Annotated in this window: 18 protein-coding genes and 1 pseudogene; 15 read left to right on the top strand and 4 right to left on the bottom strand. The window is 60.6% G+C overall.

Translation table 11 applies throughout. The features are described from left to right. Nucleotides 1-3 precede the first annotated feature (3 nt). The 6 genes from CKW11_RS18625 to ccoP (CKW11_RS18600) all read left to right on the top strand — a co-directional run bounded on the left by CKW11_RS18625 (nt 4) and on the right by ccoP (CKW11_RS18600) (nt 4,856). Complete coding sequence (locus CKW11_RS18625; RefSeq protein WP_095138674.1) at nt 4-201, top strand: cbb3-type cytochrome c oxidase subunit 3; 198 nt, start codon at nt 4-6, stop codon at nt 199-201. After that, nucleotides 198-1,151 (top strand): cytochrome-c oxidase, cbb3-type subunit III, encoded by a 954-nt coding sequence (gene ccoP, locus CKW11_RS18620; RefSeq protein WP_095138673.1) that lies wholly within the window; start codon nt 198-200, stop codon nt 1,149-1,151. The genes CKW11_RS18625 and ccoP (CKW11_RS18620) overlap by 4 nt, the downstream gene beginning before the upstream one ends. Before the next feature lie 482 nt (nt 1,152-1,633). Continuing rightward, complete coding sequence (gene ccoN, locus CKW11_RS18615) at nt 1,634-3,076, top strand: cytochrome-c oxidase, cbb3-type subunit I (protein WP_007969186.1); 1,443 nt, start codon at nt 1,634-1,636, stop codon at nt 3,074-3,076. Beyond that, nucleotides 3,076-3,684 (top strand): cytochrome-c oxidase, cbb3-type subunit II, encoded by a 609-nt coding sequence (ccoO, locus tag CKW11_RS18610; RefSeq protein ID WP_024164411.1) that lies wholly within the window; start codon nt 3,076-3,078, stop codon nt 3,682-3,684. Before ccoN ends, ccoO begins: the two co-directional genes overlap by 1 nt. Nucleotides 3,685-3,690: 6 nt before the next feature. Beyond that, entirely contained in the window at nt 3,691-3,876 is a 186-nt protein-coding gene (locus CKW11_RS18605; protein ID WP_003175465.1) for a CcoQ/FixQ family Cbb3-type cytochrome c oxidase assembly chaperone, read from the top strand. Next, complete coding sequence (ccoP, locus tag CKW11_RS18600) at nt 3,873-4,856, top strand: cytochrome-c oxidase, cbb3-type subunit III (protein WP_095138672.1); 984 nt, start codon at nt 3,873-3,875, stop codon at nt 4,854-4,856. The genes CKW11_RS18605 and ccoP (CKW11_RS18600) overlap by 4 nt, the downstream gene beginning before the upstream one ends. 56 nt (nt 4,857-4,912) lie before the next feature. Here the strand turns inward: ccoP (CKW11_RS18600) and CKW11_RS18595 are convergent, their stop codons facing one another. Further along, on the bottom strand, nt 4,913-5,917 hold the full coding sequence (locus CKW11_RS18595; protein ID WP_095138671.1) for a metallophosphoesterase: 1,005 nt from the start codon (nt 5,915-5,917) through the stop codon (nt 4,913-4,915). A gap of 305 nt (nt 5,918-6,222) precedes the next feature. On the opposite strand from CKW11_RS18595, the pseudogene CKW11_RS18590 reads away from it, so the two are divergent. The 7 genes and pseudogenes from CKW11_RS18590 (at nt 6,223) to hemN (ending at nt 13,883) form a co-directional block, all read left to right on the top strand. Continuing rightward, nucleotides 6,223-6,572: pseudogene (locus tag CKW11_RS18590) on the top strand (type II toxin-antitoxin system VapC family toxin). 222 nt (nt 6,573-6,794) lie between these two features. After that, nucleotides 6,795-8,210, top strand: a complete 1,416-nt coding sequence (gene ccoG, locus CKW11_RS18585) for a cytochrome c oxidase accessory protein CcoG (protein ID WP_095138670.1) — start codon at nt 6,795-6,797, stop codon at nt 8,208-8,210. A gap of 11 nt (nt 8,211-8,221) precedes the next feature. Next, on the top strand, nt 8,222-8,761 hold the full coding sequence (locus CKW11_RS18580; protein ID WP_095138669.1) for a FixH family protein: 540 nt from the start codon (nt 8,222-8,224) through the stop codon (nt 8,759-8,761). A gap of 164 nt (nt 8,762-8,925) precedes the next feature. Next, complete coding sequence (locus CKW11_RS18575; RefSeq protein WP_095138668.1) at nt 8,926-11,376, top strand: heavy metal translocating P-type ATPase; 2,451 nt, start codon at nt 8,926-8,928, stop codon at nt 11,374-11,376. A gap of 22 nt (nt 11,377-11,398) precedes the next feature. Continuing rightward, complete coding sequence (gene ccoS / locus CKW11_RS18570) at nt 11,399-11,611, top strand: cbb3-type cytochrome oxidase assembly protein CcoS (protein WP_025110359.1); 213 nt, start codon at nt 11,399-11,401, stop codon at nt 11,609-11,611. Next, the gene (locus tag CKW11_RS18565) at nt 11,604-12,287 is read left to right on the top strand and encodes a sulfite exporter TauE/SafE family protein (RefSeq protein ID WP_095138667.1); all 684 of its coding nucleotides are present in this window, start codon (nt 11,604-11,606) and stop codon (nt 12,285-12,287) included. The genes ccoS and CKW11_RS18565 overlap by 8 nt, the downstream gene beginning before the upstream one ends. 213 nt (nt 12,288-12,500) lie before the next feature. Next, nucleotides 12,501-13,883, top strand: coding sequence for an oxygen-independent coproporphyrinogen III oxidase (gene hemN, locus CKW11_RS18560; RefSeq protein WP_095138666.1), 1,383 nt, complete (start codon nt 12,501-12,503; stop codon nt 13,881-13,883). Here hemN and CKW11_RS18555 read toward each other — a convergent pair. After that, nucleotides 13,880-14,362, bottom strand: a complete 483-nt coding sequence (locus CKW11_RS18555) for a hypothetical protein (RefSeq protein WP_095138665.1) — start codon at nt 14,360-14,362, stop codon at nt 13,880-13,882. The two genes, hemN and CKW11_RS18555, sit on opposite strands and share 4 nt — an antisense overlap. Nucleotides 14,363-14,517: 155 nt before the next feature. Here CKW11_RS18555 and fnr point away from each other — a divergent pair, with 155 nt between their 5' ends. After that, on the top strand, nt 14,518-15,252 hold the full coding sequence (fnr, locus tag CKW11_RS18550; RefSeq protein WP_003223347.1) for a fumarate/nitrate reduction transcriptional regulator Fnr: 735 nt from the start codon (nt 14,518-14,520) through the stop codon (nt 15,250-15,252). Nucleotides 15,253-15,330: 78 nt separating this feature from the next. Further along, complete coding sequence (locus CKW11_RS18545; protein WP_003223345.1) at nt 15,331-15,879, top strand: adenine phosphoribosyltransferase; 549 nt, start codon at nt 15,331-15,333, stop codon at nt 15,877-15,879. Between the two features lie 119 nt (nt 15,880-15,998). On the opposite strand, the gene CKW11_RS18540 is transcribed toward CKW11_RS18545, so the two are convergent. After that, on the bottom strand, nt 15,999-17,147 hold the full coding sequence (locus CKW11_RS18540; RefSeq protein WP_095138664.1) for an acyl-CoA dehydrogenase family protein: 1,149 nt from the start codon (nt 17,145-17,147) through the stop codon (nt 15,999-16,001). Nucleotides 17,148-17,329: 182 nt separating this feature from the next. After that, nucleotides 17,330-17,932, bottom strand: coding sequence for a recombination mediator RecR (gene recR / locus CKW11_RS18535; protein WP_003223341.1), 603 nt, complete (start codon nt 17,930-17,932; stop codon nt 17,330-17,332). Nucleotides 17,933-17,938 lie beyond the last annotated feature (6 nt).

The following is a 17,938-nucleotide window of genomic DNA, read 5'->3' as shown; positions in this document are numbered from 1 at the left end:
ACGATGATCATTGAAATGAGTGCAGGGCTGATTCGCGGCCTCGGCACCGTCGTGGTGTTCGTTGCCTTCGTCGGCCTGACGATCTGGGTATTCAACCGCAAGCGCACGCCGGAGTTCGCCGAAGCGCGCCTGCTGCCGTTCGCCGACGAGCCGCAACCCGACACCCAACCAGTATCTGAACCAAGGAGTACCCGGCCATGACCACCTTCTGGAGTACGTGGATCTGCGTACTGACCATCGGCAGCCTGATCGGCCTGACCTGGCTGCTGATCGGCACCCGCCGGGGCGAGACCAAGGGCAGCGTCGACCAGACCATGGGCCACAGCTTCGATGGCATCGAGGAGTACGACAACCCGCTGCCGCAGTGGTGGTTCATGCTGTTCGCCGGCACGCTGGTGTTTTCCGTGGGTTATCTGATCCTGTATCCGGGCCTCGGCAACTGGAAAGGCATCCTGCCCGGCTACGAGGACGGCTGGACCGGCGTGCACGAGTGGGAAAAGGAAATGAACAAGGCCGACGCCAAATTCGGGCCGATCTTCGCCAAATTCGCCGCCATGCCGGTGGAAGAAGTGGCGAAGGATCCGCAGGCGCTGAAAATGGGTGGCCGATTATTCGCCTCCAACTGCTCGGTGTGCCACGGTTCCGACGCCAAGGGCGCTTTCGGCTTCCCCAACCTGGCCGACAAGGACTGGCGCTGGGGCGGCGACGCCGAGACCATCAAGGCCACCATCATGGGTGGGCGGATGGCGGCGATGCCGGCCTGGGGCGAAGTGCTGGGCGAGGCCGGAGTGAAGAACGTCGCGGCGTATGTGCGTCACGAACTGGCCGGCCTGCCGCTGCCCGCGGACAGCAAGGCTGACCTGCAGGCCGGACAGCAAGCGTTCAGCACCACCTGCGTAGCCTGTCATGGGGCAACCGGCCACGGCACTGAAGCCATGGGTGCGCCGAATCTGACGCACCCGGCCGGATTTATTTATGGCACGAGTCTGACGCAGCTTGAGCAGACCATCCGCCACGGTCGCCAGGGCCACATGCCGGCACAGAACGAACTGCTGGGCAATGATAAAGTGCAATTGCTCGCCGCTTATGTGTACAGCCTTAGCCATGGATTGAGTACAGAAAAACTGATTACTGAAGACAGCAAACAGTAAGCATTGCACACACCGCTGCCGCACCATTCTCGGTGCGGCAGCATCCCGCCCCTTTGCGACGCATTGTCGCACCCCGTCACACCCTCTCCTTTCGGTTCCCCGGATTCGGGTCTACGCTTGCTCGATGCGGACTGGCTTGTGCTGGTTCCAGGTCAACGCTGACTGCTGTGTTCTGCGAACCGGCTGACTGATGTGGCCGCAAACGCCGGTAGATACCGGCTGTCGTGCCATTTACCGTCCGTCACCCGAACTGAGCGTTTGAACACACCCCGTTACAAGCGACCTGACCCCCTCGCTTTTTTCGTCCGCTGCGACATTTTGTCCGAGGCCAATTTTGACCTTACGCGGCGTATGGAAAGGCCGCAGAATCAGCGTTGGAAAGCATTGACCCAGGTCATGGCGCGTTGCAATGACCCCCTGCTCTCTGCATACTTGCGGCCGATTTTAATCCTAATAAAACACCTAAACCGTGGAACCTTAGAATGAGCACAGCAATCAGTCCGACTGCTTATAACTATAAGGTAGTCCGCCAGTTCGCCATCATGACGGTGGTCTGGGGGATCCTTGGCATGGGGCTCGGTGTCTTCATCGCCTCGCAACTGGTCTGGCCGGAGTTGAACTTCGGTCTGCCGTGGACGAGCTTTGGACGCCTGCGCCCGTTGCACACAAACCTGGTGATTTTCGCCTTCGGTGGTTGTGCACTGTTTGCCACTTCCTACTATGTCGTGCAGCGAACCTGCCAGACGCGACTGATCTCCGACAGCCTCGCCGCCTTCACCTTCTGGGGCTGGCAGGCGGTTATCGTCGGCGCAATCATTACCTTGCCGCTGGGTTACACCACCACCAAGGAATACGCCGAACTGGAATGGCCGCTGGCCATTCTGCTGGCGATTGTCTGGGTCTCCTACGGGCTGGTGTTCTTCGGCACCATCACCAAGCGCAAGACCAAGCACATCTATGTCGGTAACTGGTTCTACGGCGCGTTCATCGTCGTGACCGCGATGCTGCACATCGTCAACCACGCCTCCTTGCCGGTGAGTTTCTTCAAGTCCTACTCCGCCTACTCGGGCGCGACCGACGCGATGATCCAGTGGTGGTACGGCCACAACGCCGTGGGTTTCTTCCTGACCACCGGCTTCCTCGGGATGATGTACTACTTCGTGCCGAAACAGGCCGAACGTCCGATCTACTCCTATCGTCTGTCGATCGTGCACTTCTGGGCGCTGATCACCCTGTACATCTGGGCCGGCCCGCACCACCTGCACTACACCGCATTGCCGGATTGGGCACAGTCGCTGGGCATGGCGATGTCGATCATCCTGCTGGCGCCAAGCTGGGGCGGCATGATCAACGGCATGATGACCCTGTCGGGCGCCTGGCATAAGCTGCGCACAGACCCGATCCTGCGCTTCCTCGTGGTGTCGCTGGCGTTCTACGGCATGTCGACCTTCGAAGGTCCGATGATGGCGATCAAGACCGTCAACTCGCTCTCGCACTACACCGACTGGACCATCGGCCACGTTCACGCCGGCGCTCTTGGTTGGGTAGCGATGATCTCGATCGGCGCGATCTACCACATGATCCCGAAACTGTTCGGCCGTGCGCAGATGCACAGCGTCGGCCTGATCAACGCGCACTTCTGGCTCGCGACCATCGGTACCGTGTTGTATATCGCCTCTATGTGGGTCAACGGCATCACTCAAGGCTTGATGTGGCGTGCAATCAACGATGACGGCACCCTCACCTACTCGTTCGTCGAAGCGCTGCAGGCCAGCCACCCGGGCTACATCGTCCGTGCCCTGGGCGGTGCTTTCTTCGCCAGCGGCATGTTCCTGATGGCTTACAACGTCTGGCGCACCGTGCGCGCCTCGAACGCGGCTGAAGCCGAAGCCGCCGCCCAGATCGCTGTTGTTGGAGCTCACTGATGAAGCATGAAGCTGTCGAGAAGAATATTGGCCTGCTGGCCTTCTTCATGGTCATCGCCGTCAGCATTGGCGGCCTGACCCAGATCGTTCCGCTGTTCTTCCAGGACGTCACCAACAAACCGGTCGAAGGCATGAAGCCGCGCTCGGCACTGGAACTGGAAGGCCGCGACGTCTATATCGCCAACGGTTGTGTCGGCTGCCACTCGCAGATGATCCGTCCGTTCCGCGCTGAAACCGAACGCTATGGCCACTACTCGGTCGCCGGTGAAAGTGTCTGGGACCACCCGTTCCTGTGGGGTTCCAAACGTACCGGCCCGGATCTGGCTCGTGTTGGCGGTCGTTACTCCGATGACTGGCAACGTGCGCACCTGTACAACCCGCGCAACGTGGTGCCTGAGTCGAAAATGCCGGCTTACCCGTTCCTCGTGGAAAACAAGCTCGACGGCAAAGACACGGCCAAGAAGATGGAAGTGTTGCGCACGCTCGGCGTCCCTTACACCGACGAAGACATCGCCGGTGCAAAAGATGCCGTGAAGGGCAAAACCGAAATGGACGCGCTGGTGGCCTACCTTCAGGGCCTGGGCACCATCATCAAAAGCAAACGGTGATTCTTCATGGATATCGGGATGATTCGCGGCCTGGGCACCGTTGTCGTGATGGTGGCCTTCATCGGTCTGGCGTTGTGGGTGTTCAGCCCCAAGCGCAAGTCGGAGTTTGAAGACGCAACCTTGCTGCCTTTTGCGGATGATCCCGAAGCCATCAAGCACGTCGAGCAAGCTTCTAGGAGTAACAAAGAATGACTACATTCTGGAGTCTGTACGTCACAGTCCTCAGTCTCGGTACGATCTTTTCCCTGACCTGGCTGCTGCTGTCGACCCGCAAGGGCCAGCGCAGCGAGCAGACGGACGAGACGGTGGGCCACTCCTTCGACGGGATCGAGGAGTACGACAACCCGCTGCCGAAATGGTGGTTCATGCTGTTCGTGGGCACCATCGTGTTTGCCTTGGGTTACCTGGTGCTGTACCCGGGCCTGGGCAACTGGAAAGGCCTGCTGCCGGGCTACAACTATCTCGATAACGACAAGCAGACCGCGTTCGCCAACGGCCAGACCGGCTGGACAGGCGTGCACGAGTGGGAAAAGGAAATGGCCCGCTCGGACGCCAGGTTCGGTCCGATCTTCGCCAAGTTCGCGGCGATGCCGATCGAGGAAGTCGCCAAGGATCCGCAAGCACTGAAAATGGGTGGCCGTCTGTTCGCCTCCAACTGCTCGGTGTGCCACGGTTCCGACGCCAAGGGCGCCTATGGTTTCCCGAACCTGACCGACGCTGACTGGCGCTGGGGCGGCGAGCCGGAAACCATCAAGACCACGATCATGGGCGGTCGTCACGCGGTGATGCCGGCCTGGGCCGACGTCATTGGCGAGCAAGGCGTAGCCGACGTGGCTGCCTTCGTGGTGACCCAACTCGATGGCCGAAAACTGCCGGAAGGCACCAAGGCTGACCCGGCCAACGGCCAGAAACTGTTCGCAGCCAACTGCGTGGCCTGCCACGGTCCAGCAGGCAAAGGCACCCCGGCCATGGGCGCGCCTGACCTGACCCACCCGGGCGCGTTCATCTACGGTTCGAGCTTCGCGCAACTGCAGCAGACCATCCGCTACGGCCGTCAGGGCCAGATGCCTGCGCAGGAACAACTGCAAGGCAACGACAAGGTGCACCTGCTGGCGGCCTACGTCTACAGCCTGTCCCACGGTGAAAAAGCCCCGGAAGCAGAGGCCCAGTAAGGCCAACGCTTGATGCAATGAAGAATCCCCCGCCAGAGCTCTGACGGGGGATTTTTTTATGGGGCACTGGCCCAGATCGACTTCACCGGCACGGTGGCCACCGGCGTACGTTTGCGCCACTGATTGTCCTCGACCAGACTCACCTCCAATTGCTTGCGATCCTTGGAAAAACTGGCGGTCAGGTACGTCTGCTGAGAAGCCGAACCGCTGAGAAACACCGGCACGCCCCCCATGGAGGTCTGGCTGCCACCCTCGCCGTGGAAATGCCCGGCGAACATCGCCGTCACCTGATACTTTTCAATCATTTCGCGAAAGCGCTTCTCTTGATCCCAACTGCCTTTCCACTCATAGGGTTTGTGCATGTTGATAATGATCGCGTAACCCTGCGCGCGCGCCGTTCGCAAATCATTTTCCAGCCAGTCCAGCGACTCCCTGATGTCGAAGGTGGTCGGATTCAACGCATGGGAAATTTTCACCGTGTAAGTGGGCTCATTGTTCAACTGCACCAAGTGCACTTCACCGATATTCTTTGAATAAGCCAGACTACCCAGATAATGCTTGTTCAAAAAACTACCGGTAATTTCCAGATCGAACTCATCGACTTTATCGACATGATGATCACGGTAATCAACAATACTGCCCGCTGCACAATTTTCGCTGAAACAGTCATTCACGTTGTTCTGATAATCGTGATTACCCAATCCGTAGAGCACGTGATCGCCAAAGTGTTTCTTCAGCATCGAACCGATGTAAGAGCGCTGCCAGCCATGGCCGAATGCGGTCATGTCACCGTTGATCATCAAAGGCACGGCGTCCTGCCCGCCCATCTCGCTGCGAAACTGGGCAATGCTCGCGAACTGGGTTTCCACCAGCCATTTCGCGCGCTTCTCGAAATCTGCACTCGATTCATCTTCACCACTGTCCGATTTCTCCGTCCACGGGTATTGCGGATCCGAGGCGAACACCATGTGTTGCGGAGCACCTTCATTGGCACTGGCGAGAGAAGTCAGTGACAACAGGCACAGACACACGAAAAAATTTTTAACTTCCTTGATTTTCATAACATTCCATTATTCCGTTAATTTTCGACACATGAACATGCAACTAACACGCTGCAGAACAGCCACTAAGCTATTCGAAAAAAACAAGAAAACAAAACCCATTAATTAACTAATGATATTTCCAGAATATTAAAACCACCTTCGAAATTAATACTTTGAGACAGATGCCTGATGGACTCGATTCGCTATGCTCTGTAGGGTCGTCCACAGCCCGCTGACCCTCATCGGAGCCACTTCAAGGATGAAGCTGCTATGTTGAATGACAGCAAAAACCCTCTCCCGGTTGATCAGCCTCCGATGCCAATGTGGTCAGTTGGGCCAAAGGCGTCATCGCCCCGCGCCTGTACATTTCCGCCATTACTTTGAAAGAACTGGAAACCGGAGTACTGCGAATGGAACGGCGTGATCCTGTTCAAGGAAAGCTGTTGCGCAGTTGGCTGACGCGTCACGTCATGCCGGCATTCGAAGCCCGAATCCTGCCGGTCGATGCCGCAGTGGCATTGCGTTGTGCCAGCCTGCATTGCCCGACCAGGCCAATGAAAGAGATGCGTTGATCGCTGCCACGGCCCTGGTGCATGGACTCACGGTGGTCACGCGCAATGTCGGTGATTTCCGCTCGAGCGGCGTCGCCCTGATCAACCCATGGGAACATTGAATTAGCCGCCACCCCAAAACCGTCCATACTCAACAAGTCAATTGATCTGCATCAGGCTTTGCTTCATTCGCTACACCAATAATGCCTTTTTCCCAACGCGACCAAAGGTCGCACCCTTGAGTTAGAGCGACAGGCGTATCATTGCGCCACTGCAACACCCCTTTCTGACCGCGGTCGGCACGTATCGACCGAGGCATTTGTCCACTGCCGTGGGATGCAATGATGAGCAACCAGATTCCGGTACACGACGTCACACCACCGAGCCAAAACGCGAACAGCAGCGTCGACCTTTACGCCTCTCGAGAAAAAATCTACACCCGTGCCTTCACCGGCCTGTTCCGCAATCTGCGGATGATCGGCGGTGCCGCGCTGTTCCTGTTGTATTTCGGTACGGTGTGGCTGAACTGGGGCGGGCATCAAGCGGTGTGGTGGAACCTGCCGGAACGCAAGTTCTTCATCTTTGGTGCGACCTTCTGGCCGCAGGATTTCATTCTGCTGTCCGGTCTGCTGATCATCGCGGCATTCGGCCTGTTCTTCATCACCGTTTACGCCGGCCGCGTCTGGTGCGGCTATACCTGTCCGCAAAGCGTATGGACGTGGATTTTCATGTGGTGCGAGAAGGTCACCGAAGGCGACCGCAACCAGCGGATCAAGCTCGATAAAGCGCCGATGAGCGGCAACAAATTCCTGCGCAAGCTCGCCAAGCATTCGCTGTGGCTGCTGATCGGGTTCGTCACCGGCATGACCTTTGTCGGTTACTTCTCGCCGATCCGTGAGCTGGTAATCGAGTTCTTCACCGGCCAGGCCGATGGCTGGTCGTATTTCTGGGTCGGTTTCTTCACCCTCGCTACCTATGGCAACGCTGGTTGGCTGCGCGAGCAGGTGTGCATCTACATGTGTCCGTATGCGCGCTTTCAGAGCGTGATGTTCGACAAGGACACCCTGATCGTTTCCTACGACCCGCGTCGCGGCGAGAGCCGTGGCCCGCGCAAGAAAGGTGTCGATTACAAGGCCATGGGTCTGGGTGATTGCATCGATTGCACCATGTGCGTTCAGGTGTGCCCGACCGGTATCGACATCCGTGACGGTCTGCAGATCGAGTGCATCGGTTGCGCCGCGTGCATCGACGCCTGCGACGCAATCATGGACAAGATGGACTACCCGCGTGGCCTCATCAGCTACACCACCGAACACAACCTGTCCGGCCAGAAAACCCATAAACTGCGGCCACGCCTGATTGGCTACGCGGTGGTGCTGCTGGCAATGATCAGCCTGCTGGTGACCGCGTTCTTCATGCGTTCGCTGGTCGGCTTCGACGTCAGCAAGGATCGCGTGCTGTACCGCGAGAACGCCGAAGGCCGGATCGAAAACGTCTACAGCCTGAAGATCATGAACAAGGATCAGCGCGACCATACTTACGTGCTGGAAGCCGCCGGTCTGCCGGATCTGCGCCTGCAGGGCAAACGCGAGATCAAGGTCCCGGCCGGCGAAATCTTCAGCATGCCGGTGGAGTTGTCGAGCGCACCGGAACAATTGCCATCAAGCACCAACGAGGTGAAATTCATCCTCAAGGATGCCGATGACGACAGCGTTCACGTAGAAGCCAAGAGCCGATTCATCGGCCCACAAACCCGTTGAGAGAACTGAACATGCCCGCAGCAAACGTCGCCAGCCCTTGGTACAAGCACCTTTGGCCATGGATCATCATCGGGATTCTGGCCTGTTCGGTGACCTTGACCCTGTCGATGGTGACCATTGCGGTAAACAACCCGGACAACCTGGTCAACGACAACTACTACGAGGCCGGCAAGGGCATCAACCGCTCGCTGGATCGCGAGCTGCTGGCGCAGGATCTGAAGATGCGCGCCAGCGTGCATCTGGATGACCTGACCGGCGAAGTCGACCTGCGCCTGAGCGGCGACAGCCAGCCGAAAGCCCTGGAACTGAACCTGATCTCGCCGACGCAGCCGGAGAAGGATCGCAAGATCGTCCTGACCCGCAGCGAAACCGAAACCGGCCGTTACATTGGCCAGCTCGGTGACAAGGTCGAAGGCCGGCGTTTTGTCGAATTGCTGGGCACGCAGGACGACCACGTGTGGCGCATGTTCGAAGAGGAACAGGTCAGCCACGACAAGGATCTGCTGCTCGGTGATGAACCGCTGCAGGGCGCCGAAGACCTGGATAAATAAAAATCTGCACTGTGGCGAGGGAGCTTGCTCCCGCTGGGGTGCGAAGCGCCCCTATAACCAGCTTCCCGGTTCATTCAGGCAGAATGAGTTCGCTGCCATACGACTGCTTCGCAGCCGAGCGGGAGCAAGCTCCCTCGCCACAATAGATTTGTACGGCATCACAAATGACCACCCCACTCCCCTGCTACCACTGCGCCCTGCCCGTCCCGTCGGGCAGTCGCTTCACCGCCGTCGTGCTCGGGGAGTCCCGCGAGTTCTGCTGTCCCGGCTGCCAGGCCGTGGCCGAAGCCATCGTCGCCGGTGGTCTGGATAGCTATTACCAGCATCGCAGCGAAGCCTCGGCCAACCCCGAAGCCTTGCCGGTGCAATTGACCGATGAACTGGCGCTGTACGACCGCGCCGACGTGCAAAAACCCTTCGTCCGTCATGAGGGCGAACTCGCCGAAACCACCCTGCTGATGGAAGGCATCAGTTGCGCCGCCTGCGGCTGGCTGATCGAGAAACACCTGCGCAGCCTGCCGGCAGTGGCCGAGGCGCGGCTGAACCTGTCCAACCATCGCCTGCATGTGCAATGGGCCGACGCACAATTGCCGCTGAGCCAGATCCTCGCCGAGCTGCGCCACATCGGTTACGCCGCCCACCCCTATCAGGCCGACCGCGCCAGCGAACAACTGGCCAGCGAAAACCGCCTCGCCCTGCGCCAGCTCGGCGTCGCCGGATTGCTGTGGTTCCAGGCAATGATGGCGACCATGGCCACCTGGCCGGAATTCAACATCGACCTCAGCCCCGAACTGCACACGATCCTTCGCTGGGTCGCGCTGTTTCTCACTACGCCGATCGTGTTCTACAGCTGCGCGCCGTTCTTCAAGGGCGCCATGCGCGATCTGCGCACACGTCATCTGACCATGGACGTCTCGGTGTCACTGGCGATCGGCAGCGCCTACATCGCCGGGATCTGGACGTCGATCACCGGGGTCGGCGAACTGTATTTCGATGCGGTCGGGATGTTTGCACTGTTCCTGCTCGCCGGGCGCTATCTGGAACGCCGCGCCCGCGAACGCACCGCCGCTGCCACCGCGCAGCTTGTGAACCTGTTGCCCGCCTCGTGCCTGCGCCTCGACGCCAATGGCCAGAGCGAACGCATCCTGCTCAGCGAATTGCGCCTGGGCGACCGGGTGCTGGTGCAACCGGGTTCGATCCTCCCGGCGGATGGCAAGATCCTCGACGGCCAGTCGAGCATCGACGAATCGCTGCTGACCGGCGAATACCTGCCGCAACCGCGCACCCTTGGCGATGCGGTCACCGCCGGTACGCTGAACGTCGAAGGCGCGCTCACCGTCGAGGTACTGGCGCTGGGTCAGGACACGCGCCTGTCGGCCATCGTCCGCCTGCTCGATCGCGCCCAGGCCGAGAAACCGCGATTGGCGGAAATTGCCGACCGCGCTGCGCAATGGTTCCTGCTGTTGTCGCTGATTGCCGCCGCAGCGATCGGCCTGTTGTGGTGGCAGCTGGATTCGTCGCGGGCGTTCTGGATCGTCCTGGCAATGCTGGTTGCGACCTGCCCTTGTGCGCTGTCACTGGCAACCCCGACGGCGTTGACCGCCGCCACTGGCACCCTGCACAAACTCGGCCTGTTGCTGACACGCGGCCATGTGCTGGAAGGCCTGAACCAGATCGACACGGTGATCTTCGACAAGACCGGCACCCTCACCGAGGGGCGGCTGGTTTTGCGTTCGATCCGTCCACTGGGCGCGTTGAACAGTGACCAGTGCCTGAGCCTTGCCGCCGCATTGGAAAATCGTTCGGAACACCCGATTGCTCGTGCCTTCGGGCGCGCGCCACTGGCGGCTGAAGAAGTGCACAGCACGCCGGGACTTGGCCTCGAAGGGCTGGTCGGCGCGCAGCGTTTGCGCATTGGACAGGCGGAGTTTGTCTGCGCCCTCAGCGACTCGTCGATCCCGGCAATGCCGGATGAGCCGGGCCAATGGCTGCTGTTGGGGGACGATCAAGGGCCGCTGGCGTGGTTCGTTCTCGACGATCGCCTGCGCGACGATGCGCCCGCCCTGCTCGCCGCGTGCAAGGCGCGTGGCTGGCGCACGCTGCTGCTTTCCGGCGACAGCTCGCCGATGGTCGCCAGTGTCGCCGCCGAGCTGGGTATCGACGAGGCCCGTGGTGGTCTGCGCCCGGATGACAAACTGCAGGTGCTGCAGCAGCTGCATCAAGAAGGACGCAAGGTGTTGATGCTCGGCGATGGCGTGAACGACGTGCCGGTGCTGGCCGCTGCCGATATCAGCGTGGCCATGGGTTCGGCCACCGATCTGGCGAAAACCAGTGCCGACGCGGTGCTGCTGTCCAACCGCCTTGACGCACTGGTGCAAGCCTTCACGTTAGCGCGCAGAACCCGTCGGGTAATCATCGAGAACCTGCTGTGGGCAGCGCTGTACAATGGCCTCATGTTGCCGTTCGCCGCCCTCGGCTGGATCACTCCGGTGTGGGCGGCGGTCGGCATGTCGATCAGTTCGTTGACCGTGGTGCTCAACGCCCTGCGCCTGACTCGCCTGCCGAGCGCGCCGGTCGCAGGCACCCGTTCAGAAACCCGCCCGTTGCCGGCCTGAGCCGCGCGGGCCTGGAGTACCGATGCCAGCTCTTTACGTGATGATCCCGGCCGCCCTGCTGATCGTGGCCATCGCCGTGTACATCTTTTTCTGGGCGGTGGACAGCGGACAGTACGACGATCTTGATGGTCCGGCCCACAGCATCCTGTTCGACGATCAGGACCCGAACCACACCGCCGCCGTGGACGAAGCCAAATCCGACAAACCACAGGACAAGGCGCCACCCCATGCTTGAGCTGGCGCCGCTGCTGGTCTCGGCACTGATCCTCGGCCTGCTCGGTGGCGGGCATTGCCTGGGCATGTGCGGCGGCCTGATGGGCGCGCTGACCCTGGCGATTCCCAAGGAGCAGCGCAGCCGACGCTTTCGTCTGCTGCTGGCGTACAACCTCGGACGCATCCTCAGTTACGCGACCGCAGGTTTGCTGATCGGCCTCGCCGGTTGGGCGGTGGCGAACAGCCCGGCGGCGATGTTTATGCGCATCCTCGCCGGGATGTTGCTGATCGCCATGGGCCTGTATCTGGCCGGCTGGTGGAGCGGCCTGACCCGCATCGAAAGTCTTGGCCGTGGTTTGTGGCGTTACATTCAGCCAGTGGCCAATCGGCTGCTGCCGGTGTCGACACTGCCCCGTGCGTTATTGCTCGGCGCGCTATGGGGCTGGCTGCCGTGTGGACTGGTTTACAGCACGCTGCTGTGGTCGGCGAGCCAGGGCAATGCGCTGGACAGTGCGTTGTTGATGCTCGCGTTCGGGTTGGGCACATGGCCGGTGCTGCTGGCGACCGGGCTGGCGGCCGAGCGGGTGACCGCGCTGTTGCGCAAACGCAGCGTGCGCATGGCCGGTGGGTTGTTGGTGATTGTGTTCGGGATCTGGACGCTTCCGGGCCCTCACCAACATTGGTTGATGGGTCACTAATTCTGTGGCGAGGGAGCTTGCTCCCGCTGGGGTGCGAAGCGCCCCCCCCCGATTTGACAGCAAAACCAGGGGCCTGCTACGCAGTCCAGCGGGAGCAAGCTCCCTCGCCACAAAAGCAGTCACTACCAATCCGCCGTTGATGCAAATCAAAAGCCCCGTCGCCGCACCCCGATAGACTCGCCACACTGCCAGCCTATCCGGGGGAATGCCCGCATGCTCGACGCCATTCGTTGGGACACTGATCTGATCCGCCGCTACGACCTGGCGGGGCCGCGCTACACCTCGTACCCGACGGCCGTGCAATTCAACAGTCAGGTCGGCACCTTCGACCTGTTCCACGCCCTGCGCGACAGCCGCAAGGCGTTGCGCCCATTGTCGCTGTACGTGCACGTGCCGTTCTGCGCGAACATTTGCTATTACTGCGCCTGCAACAAGGTCATCACCAAGGATCGAGGGCGCGCACAGTCCTATCTGCAACGGCTGGAGCAGGAAATCCAGTTGATCGCCTGTCACCTGGAGCCAGCGCAGAAAGTCGAGCAACTGCACTTCGGCGGCGGCACCCCGACATTTCTCAGCCACGACGAACTGCGTCAGTTGATGGCGCACCTGCGCAAACACTTCAACCTGCTGGATGACGATTCCGGCGACTACGGCATCGAGATCGACCCACGCGAGGCCGACTGGTCGACCATGGGCCTGTTGCGCGAGCTGGGCTTCAATCGGGTCAGCATCGGCCTGCAAGATCTGGATCCGGCGGTACAACGGGCGGTCAATCGCCTGCAAAGTCTTGAGGAGACCCGCGCAGTAATCGACGCCGCGCGCACCCTGCAATTTCGCTCGATCAACATCGACCTGATCTACGGTCTGCCGAAGCAGACACCGGAGAACTTTGCGCGCACCGTCGAGGAAGTCATCAGCCTGCAACCTGATCGACTCTCGGTGTTCAACTATGCACACCTGCCGGAGCGTTTCATGCCGCAGCGGCGGATCAACAGCCACGAGCTGCCGAGCCCTGCGCAAAAACTCGAGATGCTCCAGCGCACCATCGAACAACTGACCGCCGCCGGCTACCGCTACATCGGCATGGATCACTTCGCCCTGCCCGACGATGAGCTGGCGATTGCCCAGGAGGAACAGACCCTGCAACGCAATTTCCAGGGCTACACCACCCACGGCCATTGCGACCTGATTGGTCTGGGGGTGTCGGCGATCAGCCAGATCGGCGATCTCTACTGCCAGAACAACAGCGATCTGAACCAGTACCAGAACACCCTCGCCGCCGCGCAACTGGCGACCAGCCGTGGCCTGGTGTGCAATGCCGACGATCGCCTGCGGCGTGCGGTGATCCAGCAACTGATCTGCAATTTCAGCCTGGAGTTCGCCGAAATCGAGCAAGCGTTCAACATCGACTTTCAGGGCTACTTCGGTGCGCTGTGGCCGCAACTGCAAGGAATGGCCAATGACGGGCTGATCAAGCTGGAGCGCGAACGCATCGAAGTGTTGCCTGCCGGACGCCTGCTGGTGCGCTCGGTGTGCATGGTGTTCGACGCGTATCTGGAACAGCAGAACCGCCAGCGCTTCTCGCGGGTGATCTAGTTTTTCGTCAGCAGTGAGCCGAGCTTGAGGTTCTGCTCGGAGGTGAGGCCGGACTGATCCATGACTTTGGACAGGGCCAGATTGGCGCTGATCAGCCCGGTATTCAGCGCGGCGATGGCACCGCGCAGCGCGGCGAGCATATTGACTTTGGCTTCATTGGTCAGGGTTCTGTCGGACATGACCGCCGCCATCCGGGCTTTCTTCTCGGCGATCTCTTTTTGCAGTTTGCGGATCATCTTCAGCAACTGCTGGACGTTCTCGGGCAAGCCGCTGTCTTCGATGTCGCTGTTCTCACCACCGACGCTGAAGGATTTTTCGATGGAGGCGCTGGACAGCGACACTTTGACGCCCTCGACCAAGGTCGGGGTTGCCAACGGCGCAGAGGCGGCATTCTGCTCGTCACTGGTCCCTGTCCTGGCGGTGCTCGGCGCAGACGCAACGCCGCTGTTACCGGGGTTCAGCGTGTCAATGGCGGCCATCGAAGCGATTCCTTGCATGCGTGGTGATACACCTTTATCGGCCACTGGCCCTGCGGCTTTACGCCCGCGGGACAAACTCGCCACAGGCTGGCCTGAATGTCCTTCCGTGGGTTACCCTTACGTCTTATGTGTGTTTTCCCACAAGGATTTAAGAAATGTCCGAGCCAGTCAAACTGCGCGCTCACAACCAGGCCCATTGCAAGGATTGCAGCCTGGCCCCTCTCTGCCTGCCACTTTCTCTGAATCTGGAAGACATGGATGCGCTGGACGAAATCGTAAAACGTGGCCGCCCGTTGAAAAAGGGTGAGTTCCTGTTCCGCCAGGGCGACACCTTCGATTCCGTTTATGCAGTACGCTCCGGCGCCCTGAAGACCTTCAGCCTGAGCGACAGCGGCGAAGAACAGCTCACCGGTTTCCACCTGCCGAGCGAACTGGTTGGTCTGTCCGGCATGGACACCGAGAAACACCCGGTGTCGGCTCAGGCGCTGGAAACCACCTCGGTCTGTGAAATTCCTTTCGAACGCCTTGATGAACTGGCCCTGCAACTGCCGCAGCTGCGTCGTCAGTTGATGCGGGTGATGAGCCGCGAGATCCGGGACGACCAGCAAATGATGCTGCTGTTGTCGAAAAAAACCGCCGATGAGCGCATCGCCACGTTCCTGGTCAATCTGTCGGCCCGCTTCCGCGCTCGCGGGTTCTCGGCCAATCAGTTCCGCCTGAGCATGTCGCGCAATGAAATCGGCAATTACCTGGGCCTGGCGGTGGAAACCGTGTCGCGGGTGTTCACCCGCTTCCAGCAGAACGAACTGATCGCCGCCGAGGGCAAAGAGATCCACATCCTCGACCCGATCCAGCTCTGCGCCCTGGCCGGCGGCTCCCTCGAAGGCTGATCTCGATCCGCGGTTGAGCGAAGCGTTTCAGCCGCGGGTATACTGCGCCGTTTGCAGCCCTGCCAGGACACCTCGACGATGGTCTTCGACTCCTTCGACATCAAATCCCTGATCCGCCCCGTGATCGACTTCCCGAAACCGGGCGTGATCTTTCGCGACATCACCCCGCTGTTCCAGTCGCCCAAGGCCCTGCGCCTGGTGATGGACAGCTTCGCCCACCGTTATGTGGAAGCCGACTTCACCCACATCGGCGCGATGGATGCGCGCGGCTTCCTGATCGGTTCGGTGCTGGCCTACCAGTTGAACAAGCCGCTGGTACTGTTCCGCAAGCAAGGCAAACTGCCCGCGGACGTGCTGGCCGAAGGTTACGCAACCGAGTACGGCGAAGCGTTCCTCGAAGTGCACGCCGACAGCCTGTGTGAAGGCGATTCGGTGGTGATGTTCGATGATTTGATTGCCACTGGCGGCACGCTGATCGCTGCGGCCAACCTGATCCGGCGCATGGGCGCGCGGGTGCATGAGGCGGCGGCGATTATCGATCTGCCGGAGCTGGGGGGTTCGCAGCGTCTTGAGGACATGGGCATCCCCACCTTCTGCTTGACGCAGTTTGCGTTGACCGATAAATAAGTAGCGCCCTTCAGGCCGCCTTCGCGAGCAAGCTCGCTCCCACAGGGGATTTGTGAATGCCACAGATCCAATGTGGGAGCGGGCTTGCTCGCGAAGGGGCCAGTAGCCTCACCAAAGATTCAAAGCCCCATCTGCTTGCTGATGATCTCGTTCATCACCTCCCGCGTCCCGCCGCCTATCGACAGAATGCGGTTATCCCGATACAGCCGCTCCACCAGACTCTCGCGCATGTAACCCAAGCCGCCAAGAATCTGCACTGCCTCGCTGGTGATCCGGTCCGAAGTATCCGTGGCAACGTTCTTGGCCATGGAAATCTCCTTGATCACGCTCTGCCCCGCCGCCATTTTCGCCGCCTGGCGGTAGGTGAACTCGCGTGATACTTCCAGCGCCGTGGCCATCTCGGCCAGCCGATGCTTGATCACCTGAAATTTGCCGATGGGTTTGCCGAAGGCCTCACGCTCGCGCGCCCATTTCAGCGCTTCTTCGAGCGCGAGCTGCGAGGTCATGTTGGCCATCAGCGCCAGCGCCAGCCGTTCGCTCTGGAAATTGCCCATGATGCAGGCGAAGCCCATGTTCTCGGCGCCGATCAGATTGCCCACAGGCACCCGACAGTCGTCGAAGAACAGTTCAGCGGTGTCCGAGGCCCACCAGCCCATCTTCTTCAGCTGGCGGCCTACGGTGAAGCCCGGGGTGCCCTTCTCGATCAACAGCAGGCTGATGCCGCCAAAACCCGGCGCGCCGGTGCGCACCGCGACGGTGTAGAAATCGGCACGCACGCCGCTGGTGATAAAGGTTTTGCTGCCGCTGACCCGGTAGAATTCGCCGTCACGCACGGCGCGGGTTTGCAGGTTGGCGACGTCGGAACCGCCGCCGGGCTCGGTGACCGCCAGGGCGCTGATTTTCTCGCCGCTGAGCACTTGCGGCACGACACGCTCGCGCACCTCGGGCCGGGCCCATTTGACGAGCGGTGGCAGACCGATATCCAGCGAACCGAGGCCGGCGACCAGACCACCGGAACCGCAGCGCATCAGTTCCTCGCTGGCGGCGACCTTGGCGAACACATCACCTTCGTGGCTGCCGCCCAGCTCTTCGGGATAACCGATGCCGAGAATCCCCGCCGTCCCGGCCTTCTGGTACAGCTCACGGGGAAAGCTTTCGGCTTCTTCCCACGCATCGATGTCCGGCAGGATTTCGCGCTCGACGAAACGTCTGACGCTGTCGCGGACCATTTGGTGGCTGGGGTCGAAGTATTCCTGGAAGGCAGGCATCGGCGAACTCCATCGAAGGGTTGGCCGACGTTAACCGAGCGCTTGCTTGGTTTTCAATATGTTTGTGTGAATCAGTCAGACCGAGGTGCGCCATTCGCGAGCAAGCCCGCTCCCACAGGAGAATGCATTCCAATGTGGGAGCGGGCTTGCTCGCGAAGGCGCCAGTCAAGGCACCGATGGACTTAGAGGGAAATCGGCTTACGCCCGGCAAACGAATGCGCCAGCGTCCCGCCGTCCACCAACTCCAGCTCCCCACCCAGCGGCACGCCATGGGCAATCCGCGAGGCAATCAGGCCTTTGTTGCTGAGCAGCTGAGCAATGTAATGCGCGGTCGCCTCACCTTCCACCGTAGGGTTGGTGGCGAGGATGACTTCAGTAAAAGTGCCCGCCTCTTCAATGCGCGCCATCAACTGCGGAATGCCAATGGCTTCCGGCCCGAGACCGTCGAGCGGCGACAGGTGGCCCTTGAGCACGAAGTAGCGTCCACGGAAACCCGTTTGCTCCACCGCATACACGTCCATCGGCCCTTCCACCACGCACAGCAGCGTGTCGTCGCGGCGCGTGTCGGCGCATTGCGGGCACAGATCGTCTTCGGTCAGCGTGCGGCACTGACGGCAGTGACCCACCCCCTCCATGGCCTGGCTCAAAGCCTGGGCCAGGCGCGTGCCGCCGCTGCGGTCACGTTCGAGCAACTGCAACGCCATGCGCTGGGCGGTTTTCTGACCCACGCCCGGCAAGGTGCGCAGGGCGTCTATCAGTTGGCGAATCAAAGGGCTGAAGCTCATGGGTAA

It is taken from the genome of Pseudomonas sp. Irchel s3a10 (genome assembly GCF_900187525.1).
Classification (GTDB): domain Bacteria; phylum Pseudomonadota; class Gammaproteobacteria; order Pseudomonadales; family Pseudomonadaceae; genus Aquipseudomonas; species Aquipseudomonas koreensis_G.
The sequence above is the reverse complement of the archived record's forward strand: the minus strand, read 5'-3'. Positions and strand labels throughout refer to the sequence as shown.

Coding starts and splice junctions, on each gene's coding strand:
- CKW11_RS18625 (WP_095138674.1), top strand. CDS start 4: ATGATCATTGAAATGAGTGCAGGGCTGATTCGCGGCCTCGGCACCGTC.
- ccoP (WP_095138673.1), top strand. CDS start 198: ATGACCACCTTCTGGAGTACGTGGATCTGCGTACTGACCATCGGCAGC.
- ccoN (WP_007969186.1), top strand. CDS start 1,634: ATGAGCACAGCAATCAGTCCGACTGCTTATAACTATAAGGTAGTCCGC.
- ccoO (WP_024164411.1), top strand. CDS start 3,076: ATGAAGCATGAAGCTGTCGAGAAGAATATTGGCCTGCTGGCCTTCTTC.
- CKW11_RS18605 (WP_003175465.1), top strand. CDS start 3,691: ATGGATATCGGGATGATTCGCGGCCTGGGCACCGTTGTCGTGATGGTG.
- ccoP (WP_095138672.1), top strand. CDS start 3,873: ATGACTACATTCTGGAGTCTGTACGTCACAGTCCTCAGTCTCGGTACG.
- CKW11_RS18595 (WP_095138671.1), bottom strand. CDS start 5,917: ATGAAAATCAAGGAAGTTAAAAATTTTTTCGTGTGTCTGTGCCTGTTG.
- ccoG (WP_095138670.1), top strand. CDS start 6,795: ATGAGCAACCAGATTCCGGTACACGACGTCACACCACCGAGCCAAAAC.
- CKW11_RS18580 (WP_095138669.1), top strand. CDS start 8,222: ATGCCCGCAGCAAACGTCGCCAGCCCTTGGTACAAGCACCTTTGGCCA.
- CKW11_RS18575 (WP_095138668.1), top strand. CDS start 8,926: ATGACCACCCCACTCCCCTGCTACCACTGCGCCCTGCCCGTCCCGTCG.
- ccoS (WP_025110359.1), top strand. CDS start 11,399: ATGCCAGCTCTTTACGTGATGATCCCGGCCGCCCTGCTGATCGTGGCC.
- CKW11_RS18565 (WP_095138667.1), top strand. CDS start 11,604: ATGCTTGAGCTGGCGCCGCTGCTGGTCTCGGCACTGATCCTCGGCCTG.
- hemN (WP_095138666.1), top strand. CDS start 12,501: ATGCTCGACGCCATTCGTTGGGACACTGATCTGATCCGCCGCTACGAC.
- CKW11_RS18555 (WP_095138665.1), bottom strand. CDS start 14,362: ATGGCCGCCATTGACACGCTGAACCCCGGTAACAGCGGCGTTGCGTCT.
- fnr (WP_003223347.1), top strand. CDS start 14,518: ATGTCCGAGCCAGTCAAACTGCGCGCTCACAACCAGGCCCATTGCAAG.
- CKW11_RS18545 (WP_003223345.1), top strand. CDS start 15,331: ATGGTCTTCGACTCCTTCGACATCAAATCCCTGATCCGCCCCGTGATC.
- CKW11_RS18540 (WP_095138664.1), bottom strand. CDS start 17,147: ATGCCTGCCTTCCAGGAATACTTCGACCCCAGCCACCAAATGGTCCGC.
- recR (WP_003223341.1), bottom strand. CDS start 17,932: ATGAGCTTCAGCCCTTTGATTCGCCAACTGATAGACGCCCTGCGCACC.